General features: G+C 73.4%; 11 protein-coding genes and 1 pseudogene. 3 read left to right on the top strand and 9 right to left on the bottom strand.

The window, feature by feature from the left end; genetic code table 11:
- The first annotated feature begins 2 nt into the window (after nt 1-2).
- Nucleotides 3-734 (top strand): hydrogen peroxide-dependent heme synthase, encoded by a 732-nt coding sequence (hemQ, locus tag AB0M11_RS01385; protein WP_365700086.1) that lies wholly within the window; start codon nt 3-5, stop codon nt 732-734.
- A gap of 6 nt (nt 735-740) precedes the next feature.
- On the opposite strand, the gene AB0M11_RS01380 is transcribed toward hemQ, so the two are convergent.
- The 5 genes from AB0M11_RS01380 to AB0M11_RS01360 all read right to left on the bottom strand — a co-directional run bounded on the left by AB0M11_RS01380 (nt 741) and on the right by AB0M11_RS01360 (nt 7,033).
- Complete coding sequence (locus AB0M11_RS01380) at nt 741-2,387, bottom strand: alpha/beta hydrolase (RefSeq protein WP_365700084.1); 1,647 nt, start codon at nt 2,385-2,387, stop codon at nt 741-743.
- 154 nt (nt 2,388-2,541) lie between these two features.
- Nucleotides 2,542-3,321 (bottom strand): TIGR04222 domain-containing membrane protein, encoded by a 780-nt coding sequence (locus AB0M11_RS01375; protein ID WP_365700082.1) that lies wholly within the window; start codon nt 3,319-3,321, stop codon nt 2,542-2,544.
- 96 nt (nt 3,322-3,417) lie between these two features.
- Nucleotides 3,418-4,209 (bottom strand): DUF4142 domain-containing protein, encoded by a 792-nt coding sequence (locus AB0M11_RS01370; RefSeq protein ID WP_365700080.1) that lies wholly within the window; start codon nt 4,207-4,209, stop codon nt 3,418-3,420.
- 265 nt (nt 4,210-4,474) lie between these two features.
- Nucleotides 4,475-5,794: a DUF692 domain-containing protein gene (locus AB0M11_RS01365; protein ID WP_365700078.1), complete on the bottom strand. Its 1,320-nt coding sequence runs from the start codon at nt 5,792-5,794 to the stop codon at nt 4,475-4,477.
- A 522-nt stretch (nt 5,795-6,316) separates the two neighbouring features.
- Complete coding sequence (locus AB0M11_RS01360; protein WP_365700076.1) at nt 6,317-7,033, bottom strand: peptidyl-tRNA hydrolase; 717 nt, start codon at nt 7,031-7,033, stop codon at nt 6,317-6,319.
- Nucleotides 7,034-7,141: 108 nt separating this feature from the next.
- Here AB0M11_RS01360 and AB0M11_RS01355 point away from each other — a divergent pair.
- Both AB0M11_RS01355 and AB0M11_RS01350 read left to right on the top strand, forming a co-directional pair.
- Nucleotides 7,142-7,972: pseudogene (locus AB0M11_RS01355) on the top strand (ATP-binding cassette domain-containing protein); the annotation flags it as partial.
- Between the two features lie 170 nt (nt 7,973-8,142).
- Nucleotides 8,143-8,814, top strand: coding sequence for an ABC transporter (locus AB0M11_RS01350; RefSeq protein WP_365700074.1), 672 nt, complete (start codon nt 8,143-8,145; stop codon nt 8,812-8,814).
- Here the strand turns inward: AB0M11_RS01350 and AB0M11_RS01345 are convergent.
- From AB0M11_RS01345 to AB0M11_RS01330, 4 genes are all read right to left on the bottom strand, one after another.
- Entirely contained in the window at nt 8,806-8,988 is a 183-nt protein-coding gene (locus AB0M11_RS01345; RefSeq protein ID WP_365700072.1) for a hypothetical protein, read from the bottom strand. The genes AB0M11_RS01350 and AB0M11_RS01345 overlap by 9 nt on opposite strands.
- A gap of 18 nt (nt 8,989-9,006) precedes the next feature.
- The gene (locus tag AB0M11_RS01340; RefSeq protein WP_365700070.1) at nt 9,007-9,867 is read right to left on the bottom strand and encodes a polysaccharide deacetylase family protein; all 861 of its coding nucleotides are present in this window, start codon (nt 9,865-9,867) and stop codon (nt 9,007-9,009) included.
- A gap of 64 nt (nt 9,868-9,931) precedes the next feature.
- Nucleotides 9,932-10,810: a slipin family protein gene (locus AB0M11_RS01335; protein ID WP_365700324.1), complete on the bottom strand. Its 879-nt coding sequence runs from the start codon at nt 10,808-10,810 to the stop codon at nt 9,932-9,934.
- A gap of 144 nt (nt 10,811-10,954) precedes the next feature.
- The gene (locus AB0M11_RS01330; RefSeq protein WP_365700067.1) at nt 10,955-12,409 is read right to left on the bottom strand and encodes a SulP family inorganic anion transporter; all 1,455 of its coding nucleotides are present in this window, start codon (nt 12,407-12,409) and stop codon (nt 10,955-10,957) included.
- Between the last annotated feature and the right edge of the window lie 3 nt (nt 12,410-12,412).

Below are 12,412 nucleotides of genomic sequence, written 5' to 3'. Positions count from 1 at the left end.
CCATGAGTGACGACGCCCCCACCACCGAGTCCGGCAGGATCCCGAACAAGGGCAAGCTGGCCAAGGACCTCAACGAGGTCATCCGCTACACCCTGTGGTCGGTCTTCCAGCTGAAGGACGTGCTGCCCGAGGACCGCGCGGGCTATGCCGACGAGGTCCAGGAGCTGTTCGACCAGCTCGCCGCGAAGGACGTGACCGTCCGCGGCACCTACGACGTGTCCGGCCTGCGCGCCGACGCCGACCTGATGATCTGGTGGCACGCCGAGACCAGCGACCAGCTGCAGGAGGCGTACAACCTCTTCCGCCGCACCAGGCTCGGCCGCGCGCTCACGCCGGTCTGGTCGAACATGGCGCTGCACCGCCCCGCCGAGTTCAACCGCTCGCACATCCCGGCGTTCCTCGCCGACGAGACGCCGCGCAACTACGTCAGCGTGTACCCGTTCGTGCGGTCCTACGAGTGGTACCTGCTGCCCGACGAGGACCGCCGCCGGATGCTCGCCGACCACGGCAAGATGGCCCGCGGCTTCCCGGACGTGCGCGCCAACACGGTCGCCTCGTTCTCGCTCGGCGACTACGAGTGGGTGCTGGCCTTCGAGGCCGACGAGCTCCACCGCATCGTCGACCTCATGCGCCACCTGCGCGGCTCCGAGGCCCGCCGCCACGTCCGCGAGGAGATCCCCTTCTTCACCGGGCGCCGCAAGGACATCGCGGAGCTGGTCGCGGGGCTTGCCTGACGGTGGTCAGTGCTGGTCGGCCTTGCCCTTCAGGGAGTCCCGCAGGTTCTTCCGCCGGGTGTGGTCGGCCGGCGCCGACGGCTTCGGTTCCGGGTGCCCCGCGCAGGAGGCGCGCCGCTGCGGGAGCCGGCCCTCCAGCAGGTAGGCCTCCAGATAGCCGTTCACGCACTTGTTGGGGCCGCCGCCGATGCCGTGCGTGCCCGCGTCCCGCTCGGTCACCAGCACCGAGTCGGACAGGCGCCGGTTCATCTCCAGCGCGCCCGCGTACGGCGTGGCCGCGTCCCGCTCGGCCTGCAGGATGAGCGTCGGCGGCAGCTCGCCGGGGCCCGTCCGCACGTCGAGTGCCTTCTGCCGGGGCACCGGCCAGTAGGCGCACGGCAGGTTCATGAAGGCGTTGTCCCAGGTCTCGAAGGGGGCCACGCGCGCCAGCCGGGTGTTGTCCCGGTCCCAGGTCCGCCACTTCGTCGGCCAGGGCGCGTCGTTGCACTCGACGGCCGTGTACACCGCGTTGCCGTTCTCCGCCTCGGCGGCCGTCTCCGGCGCCGGCGCCGCCAGCCGGACCAACGGCTTGGCGTCCCCCTTCAGGAACCTCGACAGCGCGTCCGCGCGGCTCGGCCAGAAGTCGTCGTAGTACCCGGCGGACAGGAACGCCCCCTGCAACTGCCCCGGCCCGACCTTCCCGCCGGCCGCCTTCGTGGTCAGCCGCCTGACCGCCTCGTCGTAACTCGCCTGCACCTTCGCGGCCGTGTCCCCGAGCCCGTACACGTCGTCGTGCCTGGCGATCCAGTCCCGGAAGTCCGCCCAGCGGCCCTCGAACGCGGCCGACTGCTCCAGGTTGTCCCGGTACCAGATCCGCTCCGGGTCCGGGTTCACCGCCGAGTCCAGCACCATCCGCCGTACGTGCGAGGGGAAGAGGGTCGCGTACAGCGCGCCGAAGTAGGTGCCGTACGAGGCGCCCATGAAGGTCAGCCGGTCCTCGCCGAGCGCCGCGCGCAGCACGTCCAGGTCACGGGCGTTGTTGAGCGAGGTGTAGTGGCGCAGCCTGCTCCCGGACCGCTTCAGGCAGCCCCGCGCGTACGCCCTGGCCTCCTTGATCCGGGCCTTCTTGTACGCCTCGGAGGGGTGCGTCGGCGCCTGCGACGGCGCCTTGTAGAAGTGCCTGGGGTCGACGCAGGACAGCGGGGCGGAGCGGTCGACGCCGCGCGGCGCGTAGCCGACCAGGTCGTAGGCGGCGGCGATGCGCTTCCACTCGGGCAGCACGCCGATCATCGGGAAGAGCATCCCGGAGGCGCCGGGACCGCCCGGGTTGTAGACCAGGACGCCCTGCCGGGGCACCTTGCGCTTGCTGTTGTGCGGGTCCTTGTGGGTGGCGGCCACCCGGCTGACGGTCAGTTTGATCTGCTTGCCGTCCGGGTGCGCGTAGTCGAGCGGGACGCTCACCGTGCCGCACCGGAAGGTGTCCGGCGCCTCCAGGTCGGTGGCGCACCGGCCGAAGTCGACACCCGCCGCCCGCGCCCGTGCGGCGGCCACGGCGGTGCCGCGCAGTTCGGCCGCCGCGGTGTCCGGGACGCGGGGGACGCTCCCGGCCGGGGCGGCGGCCAGGGTGGTCAGGATCAGGGACCCGGCTGCCGAGTACAGGGCGGGGGCTCTCATGGCGTATCCCTTCGGTGCGACGGCTGCGGTGGCGTGGCGGCAACGGCGCCGCAGCGACTGCACGGCAGCAATAAAAGGGATATTTCGACCGGCTGTCGGTGAAGGCAAGCACCACCGGGCCGGTGTCGGCGCAATGCCCCCGATGCGCCCCCCTTCACTCCCGCGGGAGTTGGTCCCGGTGTGCGAAGGCCGCACGCAGCTCCGGCTCGCCGATCGCGCGGATGCCGCGGACGGCGACGGAGGCCAGCAGCGACTGGTCGTCGGCCGCCAGGTCCGCCCGCCGGTGCAGCACGCCGAGGAGTCGCTGCCCGGCCGGCGAGGCCCAGCGCGAGTACGGGTGCGCCTCGACCCGGGCGATGGCCAGACAGCTCAGCGTGAGGGTGAGGGGGAGCGCGAACCAGACGGCGACCAGCTCGCGCGGCATCCCGGTCGGCGCGGGCAGGGCGAGCGCGGCGGCACCGAGCGCGAGGACCGCCAGCGCGGCGGCCCGGACCTGCCGGACACCGGAGGCGACCGTCGTCCGCGCCGCCGCGTCGGGCACCGCGAGCCCCGCACGGACCAGCCTCTCGCCGAGACTGCGCACGGCCTCGGCGCCGGCCGCCGCCGAGCGCACCGGTGCTATCCGCGACTGCCCCTCGGGACCGATGGCCCCTATCACCGACCGCTCCATCTCGTCCCGCCCGCGCGGGTCCACGACGGTCGCCCAGCCGGTGTGGGCGAGCAGCAGCCGCCGTTGCCGCGCCATCGACACCAGGGTCAGATCGGCGACCCGCGCGGGCCCGCCGGACAGGAACGCGGCCTCGTACAGCGTCAGAGCGTGCCCGTGGCCCGCATCCGTGTCGGCGGCCGCCGTCCGTACGGCGGCCAGGCACAGCCGGGTGCAGGCGGTGCCGGCGACGGCCCAGGCCAGGAGCAGGAGAAGGACCCAGAACATGACATGTTTCTATGCCCGCGGCCTGCCCACCGCCATGCCCTTTTCACATGCCGGACCGAGTGTTGTGGGTCTGTGACGTTCCGTTTCCCGCGCAGGTCACGGGGTCGGAGAGACCGGTGCCGGGTCGGCGGTCGCGGGCGGCAGGGCGTACGTCTCGGACGGCGACGGGGTCGGCGCCGGCTCCGGAGCGACCGGGGTGGCGTCCGCCGGGGCGACGACGGGCGGCGAGGCCACGGGTGCGGGCGTGGTCGCCAACTGCCGCGCCAGCGTGGCGAAGTCGACGTAGCCCGTCGCCTCCAGGACCTTGATGTGGTCGAGGACGGTGGCGTTGGCGTCGTCGGCGAGGGCGCGCACGAGGGTGTTCTGGGTGGCGGCGCGGACCTGGGCGACCTGGGAGAAGACCCGGCCGTGAGCCAGTCGCACGATGTTCGCGAACTCCCGGTCGAAGTCCTGCCCCTGCGCGGTGCTCAGCGTGGCGAGCCACTGCTGCTGCTGGGCGTTCGGCACGTTCGGGACGGGCACGCCGAGCCGGGTGGCGACGGTGCGGACGCGGGAGTCCAGGGCGATGTGCCCGTCGACGAGGTGCCGCCCGGCCGTCTGCACGGCCGCCGTGGTGCCCTTCTGCTCCGCCATCTCCCCGGCCGGCAGCTCCCAGAGCCCGGCGAGGCGGACCTTGACGATGAAGTCCCGGTCCTGCGCGGACAGCGGGCCGTACGCCGTCGACACGCTCTGGGCGCTGAGCACGTTCACCGAGCCGGTGGGGTCGGCGCGGTCGGCGTACGACCAGATCGGGAACACCAGGGCGGCGAGGGTCGCCGCCAGACAGACGATGATCAGCCCGGTACCGCTGAATATGCCTCGTCCCTGGACGGGGGGTCGGGGTCGCATAGTGCCTCCAGCACCGCACGCCGGTTGGGTGCGGGGTTGGCATATTACCGACGGGTGTGGAAAGTGGGCGCCGTGTGTGACGGACGTGGCAGGGCGGTGCAGGGCGGTGCGGGGCGGTGTGCCGGCCGTGGGCCGGTGGGGGCTGGTCGCGCAGCTCCCCCCGCCTTCTTGGTTTCTGCAGCCGCGGGCAGTCGTGCCGCTGGGGCGGCACGGGTGGGCGCGGCCGGCGCCCGGCAAGCGCCGGTGAGCGTCCCCCCTCCGGCCACTAGCCCCGCCGCAGCAGTACCTTCCGCGCAAGCGACCGCCGCGGTGCCGCCCCTGCCCGCTCCGACCACCACCGCTCCAGCCGCCGACGAGCGGCCCCTTCTCCCGGCCGCCCCGCCCGCAGCAGCGCCCCCGCGAACTCCAGCGCGTCCCTCCGGTAGCCCCCCGACATCGGCCGCTCCTGTGCATACGCCAGGAACGCCGCCCGGTACCCCGCCCCCAGGATCTCCGGCAGCTCGGGCGCCACCTTCGCGACCACGTCCGCCCGCTTCGCGGCCAGCGCCCGCGCCTGCACCCCCATCCGCACCCGGTCGAACCCCTCCGGCACCGGCGTCCCGGCGACGAGCGACGACAGCACCGCGGTCTGCGCGAGCCCGACCCGCCGGCGGGTGGCCTCCGGGACCTCCGGGACCTCCGGGGCTTGCGTGACCTCGGGCCCGGTCGCCGCCGGCGAGTGCTCCCACCGGCCGCCGGCCCCCGCACCCGCCGCGCCCCCCGCCGCGACCGCCGCCCGGATCGCCGCCACCTCCCGCTCCAGCTCGGCCGGTGCCGGGAAGTCCTCGTCCCGCTCCAGCAGCACACCGGGCGGCGCGACCCGGGACGCCAGGCCGGTCAGGATGTCCAGGACCGCCGGGGGCACCGGATGGGCGTGGCTGTCGTGCCAGACGCCGTCCCGCTCGACGCCGCCCGCGACGTGCACGTACGCGATCGCCTCGACGGGCAGCTCGGCGAGCGCCCTGGCCGGATCCTCACTGCGGTTGACGTGGTTGGTGTGCAGGTTCGCCACGTCGATCAGCAGCCGTACCCCGGTCCGGTCCACCAGGTCGTACAGGAACTGCCCCTCGGTCATCTCCTCGCCCGGCCACGAGATGAGCGCGGCGATGTTCTCGACGGCGAGCGGCACGGGCAGCGCGGCCTGGGCGACGCGGATGTTCTCGCAGAGCACGTCGAGGGCGTCCCGGGTGCGGGGGACCGGGAGCAGGTGGCCCGCTTCCAGGACTGGCGACGCCGTGCGCGGGCCGCCCGCGCGGACGAAGGCGATGTGCTCGGTGACCAGCGGAGAGCCCAGCGCCGTCGCCCGCTCGGCGAGCGCGGCGAGCCGGTCCTCGTCCGGGCGGTCGGCGCCGCCCAGGCCCAGTGAGACGCCGTGCGGCACGACGGTGACCCCGCGCTCGCGCAGCCGCCGCAGCGACTCGGGGAGGTGGCCCGGACAGGTGTTCTCGGCCACGACCTCGACCCATTCGATGCCCGGCATGCGCTCCACGGCGTCCGCGATCTCCGGCCGCCAGCCGATGCCCGTCCCCAGCCGCTGCGCGGTCATGGCCGTCCCCCTCCTGCTCCGAATGACGGGGGTATGGCCCCGGAGCGCGGCCGCGAACCGCGTTGCCTGCCGCTTCAGAGCAACATTTGAGGTTCGCGACCGCGCTCCGGGGAGCTGTGGGGCCGGCTGTCCGCCGAGCACGCCCAGGGAGTCCACCGGGTCCGGGCGCCCGGTGTTCACCGTGCCCGGCTCGCCGGGGGAGGGCCGGGAGGTGGTGCGCACGTCGCCGCTGGCCCGCGCGGCCGGTGCGGAGGACACCACCACACCCGGTGCCGGGACCGCGGGACCGGTCGGGCCGGCCGTGGTCGAGCCCGCGACCTCGTCGGCGATGGCCTCGAAGTCGACCTTGCCGGTCTTCTCCAGGATCGTGATGCGAGGGCCGCCACCATCAGCGCCGTACCGTGGAAACGCCGCAAGGGAAGCCTCCCCGTGTCGCTGGTTCAGTGCCAGGACGTACGGGCGGGACGGCGATGGTGTTCAAACAAACGGCAAAGTTCGTCAGGGTTGTCAAAAAATTCCAGTTCAGCGCAGTGCGGGATGATCCGCGACCACCGTGCAGCTGCCCGGCGCGATCTCGGTGAACCCGGCGTCCCGGACCAACGGCAGCCGACCGGACGTCAGTTCACGCCACTCGCCCGGATCGGCGGTGCGCACGGCGAGCGGGAACCCGGCCTCGCGCCACGCCTGGCGCTCCTCCTCCGGCAGCGCCCACCAGGCGAGTTGGGCACCGTGGCCGGCCTGGGCCATCGCCTTCCCCGCCGACATCCGCAACTCCGGGTTCAGCCACAGCACCGGTCCGGACCGGTCGGCGCCCGCCGGCGGTTCCGGATCGTCCAACTCGGTCCCGGACACCTGCAACTTGGCCAGCTCCTTGGGCCACCCGTCCAGGGGAACCGGCGGAAACACCCGTACCTCGGCCGACTTCCCCGTGAGAGTGATCCCGGGCAACTCCCCGGCCCGCCGCCACTCGGCGCCCCGCGCCCGCCGTACGACCTTCCGGATCCGGGCGTCCTCCCAGTCCCGCACGGCCTGCGCCCACGCACCGTCGCCGAGGGCCCGCTCGTCACTGAGCATGGTCAGGACAGCCCGAGCGGCCGTTTCGAGGGCGTCGGTGCGGGCCGGGGGAGCCGCCTTCTCCACCCGCACGACGAGAGGCAGCACGAATTGAGGTGCCTCGTCGCGCTGGGTGGGCTCCGTCCGGAAGGGACTGTCGTCGGGACGCGCGGAAACTTCGCTCACACCGGCCAACCTATAAGGGGCGCGGGGAACTGCGCGAACGGCCCCCACCCGCCCGTGGACCGCACACGACCGTAACCTGCCGCCCCGATCCCGCAGGACAATGTCCCCATGCAGCGTGATCTTGAACTGGCCCGCGTAGGCCGCCGCTACGGCATACGCGGCCCCTGGGTGTTAAGAGGCATCGACCTCACCCTGGCCCCCGGCTCCCTCACCCGCCTGGAAGGAGCGAACGGCACCGGCAAGTCCACCCTGCTCCGCATCGTCGCCGGCATAGACGTACCCACGGAGGGCCGTGTCACCGGCCGCCCCCGCACCGCGTACGTACCCGAGCGCTTCCCCTCGGCCCTCCCCTTCACCCCCGTCGGCTACCTCACCCATCTCGGTACCGTCCACGGCCTCTCCCGCGGGTCGGCCGCCGCCCGCGCAGCGGACTGGCTGGAGCGCTTCGGCGCCGCCGCCCACGCGGCCACCCCCATGGCCCAACTCTCCAAGGGCACCAGCCAGAAGGTCGCCGTCGCCCAGGCGCTGCTCGCCGACCCCGAACTCCTCGTCCTCGACGAGGCCTGGACCGGCCTGGACGCCGAGGCCCGCGCCGAACTGGAGCGGGCCGTCGCCGAGCGGACCGCCGCCGGGGGCGCCGTCGTGTTCGTCGATCACGATCCCCGGCGCCTCGCGGGCGTGCCCGACGCCATCCACCAAATCGTCGACGGCACCCTCAAACCCCGTACCGACCAGGCGACTTCACCCGTAGGCGCGCTCACCGAGGTCACCGTCCGGGGACCCGCAGGCGGCCGGCTGCCGGCCGACGCGACCCGTACGGCGGCCGCGGCCGAGGAACCGACCCCCGGCACCTACCGTCTTACGGTTCCCGCGTCCCACTCGGACGTGGTCCTGCGCGCCCTCCTGACGGCCCGTCCGTCCTGGCACGTGCTCTCCGTCAGCCCCTCCAAGACCGACCCCTCCGAGCCTTCCAAGACCACCGAGCCTTCCAAGACCACCGAGCCTTCCAAGACCACCGAGCCTTCCAAGACCACCGAGCCTTCCAAACCCTCCGAGCCCTCCGATCCCGCCGGGCCATCGGACGTCCCGCCGGACGAGAAAGACCGCCCATGACCGCACTCCTGCGCTACCAGGCCGCCCTGCTCCTGCGCTCCCAGCGCTGGCTGCCACCGGTGATCCTCTACGCCGTGTTCCTGGGCGTCGGTGTGCAGAGCGGTCAGCCGGTGCTGGACTCGCTCGGCTACACGGCCGCCGCGCTGCTGCCGGTGGCCGCCTGGCTGGTACGGATCTGTGTCACCGGCGAACCGGCGGCCGCCCGCGCCTGTGTCACCGCGGCGCGCGGCCCGGCCAGGGCGCACCTGGCCGCCCTGCTCACCGCCCTCGCCGTCGCGGCCCTGCTCGGCACGGCGGCCACCCTGGTCGTGACGGTGATCAGCCGGCACGCCACCAACGACCACCGGTTCCCGGTGTCACCCGTCCAGGCCGGAGCCGCCGGCCTCCTCGCGACCCTCGCCTGCGCGCTGCTCGGCAGCGCCGTCGGCGCGCTCACCAACCGGCCGCTGCTGCGCTCACCGGGCCGGGCGGTGCCCATGATGCTGCTGGCCGCGCTGCTCGCCATGGTGGTCGGGGGCTCCCCGGCACACGCCGCGGTCAGCGGCCTGGTCACCGGATCGGAGTCCGGCCGGGTCCCGGTGTCGCCGCTGCCCCTGGCCGCGGCGGCCCTGCTCACCGCCGCGGCCTTCACCGTGGCCTGCGCCCTCGACGGCCGCCGCTCATCCTGAACAGGCGGCCCGCTGAGCTTCCTCCCACTCGCACCGCGGGCACATCGTGATGCCCCGGTACGACTCCGGGTACTCCGTCGGCTCCCGGCACAGCACACACTCCGCGTACGGCGGACCCGCCGCCGTCGGCGGCTTCGCGGCCTCGCTGACGGTGCAGCAGCCCTCGTCGCTCATGTCTCCAGCGTAGGACGGTCACCGGTGACCCGAGGTCTCCCCGATCAGCTCGGAGACCTTCACGAACCGGAAGCCCCGCTTGCGCAGCTCCGGTACGACGGTCCGGACCACCTGCTCGGTGGTCGGGGCGGCGCTGCGGGTGCAGTGCATGACGACCACGGACCCGGGCTTCACCCCGTCCAGCACCTGCTTGGCCACCGCGTCGGCGTCCGTCGCGAAGGCGTCCCCGCTCACCACGTCCCACTGCACCGCGGTGACCCCGAGCGCGCCGACCGCGCGCAGCGCCTGCCGGTCGTAGCAGCCGCCGGGGAAGCGGAAGTACGGCATCGGGTGCGGCACCCCCGCGCGGAGCAGGGCGGCGTAGGCGCGCTCCACGTCCGACTTCATGTTCGCGGCGGCGACGGTGGGCAGGCCGTAGCAGTCGCCGGTGAACGCGTAGTGGCTGTAGGAGTGGTTGGCGACCTCGAACTGCGGGTCGCGGCCCAGGGAGCGGGCCTGGTCCGGGTACTGGTCGGCCCAGCGGCCGGTCATGAAGATCGTGGCCGGCACCTTCAGCCTGCGCAGGGTCGCGATCAGCGCCGGGTTGTCGAAGTGCTCGCCGGCGGCCGCGCGCGGGCCCTGGTCCGCGGTCATGTCGGCGTCGAAGGTGAAGGCGACGGTCTTGCCCAGGGTGCGCGGACCGTTCATGAAGACGGGTGCCGCACCGCCGGGGCCCGGGGGGAGCGTGGGCGGCGCGGTCACGGAGGGGGAGGAAGTGGGCTTGGTGGGCGCCGGAGACCCCGGGTGGGGGGCCTCGGTGGTACCGCAGGCGGCGAGCGCGGCGCCCAGGGCGACGCATACGGCGGTCGTACCGGTCAGACGGCGTGCTAGTCGGATCACCGTATGAACGTAGGTCGGTATGTCCGATTTTCCAGGGTGGCGCGGCGGACGGCGCGGCACCGGGTCACCCGGGCGGCGGCCCTCCCCGCACAGTGCTCCCGGTGATCCCGGCCGGGGTGTCACGGGCCGGCATCCCCTCGTCCGGCGTCTCACCGGCCGGCGTCTCGCCGTCCGGCACCGGTGGCCGGCCGGCCCGCTCCAGGAACCGCAGCAGCTCCACCGGGAACGGCAGGACCAGGGTGGAGTTCTTCTCGGCGGCCACCGCGACGATCGTCTGCAGCAGCCGCAGCTGCAGGGCCGACGGGGTGTCCGCCATCTGCTGGGCCGCCTCGGCGAGCTTCTTCGACGCCTGCAGTTCGGCGTCCGCGTTGATGATCCGGGCCCGGCGCTCCCGGTCGGCCTCGGCCTGCCGGGCCATCGAGCGCTTCATCGTGTCCGGCAGGGACACGTCCTTGATCTCGACCCGGTCCACCTGCACACCCCAGCCCACGGCCGGGCTGTCGATCATCAGCTCCAGCCCCTGGTTGAGCTTCTCGCGGTTGGAGAGCAGGTCGTCCAGGTCGCTCTTGCCGATGATGGACCGCAGCGAGGTCTGGGCCATCTGCGAGACGGCGAACTTGTAGTCCTCGACCTTGACCAGCGCGCTCACCGCGTCGACCACCCGGAAGTAGACGACCGCGTCCACGCGCACGGTGACGTTGTCGCGGGTGATGCCCTCCTGGGCGGGGATCGGCAGCGTGACGATCTGCAAGTTGACCTTGTACAGCCGGTCCACGAACGGGATCACCAGGTTGAAGCCGGGTGTCCGTACGTCACCGGTGACCCGCCCGAGCCGGAACAGCACGCCGTGTTCGTACTGCTTGACGACCCGCGCGCCGGCGGCCAGGTACAGCGCGCCGAAGCACAGCGCCGCGACCACCGCGACCAGCAGCTCCTGAACCATCACGACCCCCAGGCAGAGAGGACCGATATGTATATATCTGCAACGATATGCCCGGTGGCTGGGCCGGGGCCACGGCCCCCGGGAAACAGGTCCGGGCCGGTGCGCCGAGCGGCGTCGGCACCCCGGCCCGGGACGGCCGCCGGGTCAGGCGGCCGTGACCTTCACCGGCTCGGTGCCCGCGTCGCTGTGCCGTTCGGCCCAGCTCTCCAGCGCGGTCCGGCAGGCGTGGTCGAGGTGGTGCAGCCCGGAGAGGTCCACCCGGATCGGGCGGTCCTGGGGCAGCGCCTCCAGGCTGTCGAGTATCTTCGGCAGCCGCAGGAAGGTGGCGTTGCCCGACAGGTACGCGTCGATCGGTCCCGCCCCCTTGTCGACGACCTCCAGCTTGAGGTGCGACGCCTCCCAGGCCGTCTTGACGACCGACAGCGCGAGCCCGATCAGCACGCCCTCGAACATGCTGACCGCGACGATCGACACCGCCGTGGCGACCAGGATGACCGCCTCGCCCCGGTGCTCACGCCAGAGCACGGCCAGCGCGCGCACCGGGATGAGCTTGGCGCCCGAGTAGACCAGGATCCCGGCGAGCGCCGGAATCGGGATGTAGCCCAGCACCCCCGGCAGCAGCGCCGCGAACAGCAGCAGCCAGACGCCGTGCAGCACCCGGGACGCCTTGGTGCGGGCGCCCGCCTGCACGTTGGCCGCGCTGCGCACGATCACCGCGGTCATCGGCAGCGCCCCCAGCACGCCGCAGAGCGCGTTGCCCGCGCCCTGGGCGACCAGCTCGCGGTCGTACTCGGTGCGCGGACCGCTGTGCAGCCGGTCCACCGCCGCCGCGCTGAACAGCGACTCGGCGGACGCGATCAGCGTGAACGCGACGATCGTGCCGATCAGCCCGACGCTCGCCAGCTCGCCGAAGGCGGACAGCGGCGGCGGCTGGACGGACTCCAGCAGCCCGTGCACCTCGACGGTCGCCACCGGCAGGCTCAGCGCGAACGCGGCCAGGGTGGCGAGGCCGACGGCGGCGAGCGGTCCGGGGACCGTCCGGACCGTCGCCGGGGCGTGCTTCCAGAGCACCAGGACCGCGACCGTGCCCGCGCACAGGGCGAACGAGGCCAGTGCTCCGCCGTCCCCGAGGGTGTCCAGAAAGGCTCCGGGCAGGCCGGCGATCTTGCCCAGGCCCGACTCGGGGGCCTTGGCGGCGAGCGCCGGGTACAGCTGGCCGGCGATCAGCACCAGACCGATTCCGGCCAGCATGCCCTCGACGACCGAGACCGAGATCGCCCGGAAGTAGCGGCCCAGCCTCAGCAGGCCCATGGCGATCTGCAGGACGCCGGTGGCCAGCACGATCACCCCGAGCAGCGGCAGCCCGAACTCCCGCACCGCCTCGAAGACGAGCACGGTCAGGCCGGCGGCCGGCCCCGACACCTGGAGGCTGCTGCCCCGCAGCATCCCGGTGACGACACCGCCCACGATGCCGGTGACCAGGCCGAGTTCGGCCGGGACACCGGAGGCCACGGCCACCCCCACGCAGAGCGGGAGCGCGACCAGGAAGACGACGAGAGAGGCGGCGAAGTCCTGCCGTATGGAGGGGAACCTCGTCATCGC

It is taken from the genome of Streptomyces sp. NPDC051987, from assembly GCF_040680735.1.
GTDB lineage: Bacteria > Actinomycetota > Actinomycetes > Streptomycetales > Streptomycetaceae > Streptomyces.
The sequence above is the reverse complement of the archived record's forward strand: the minus strand, read 5'-3'. Positions and strand labels throughout refer to the sequence as shown.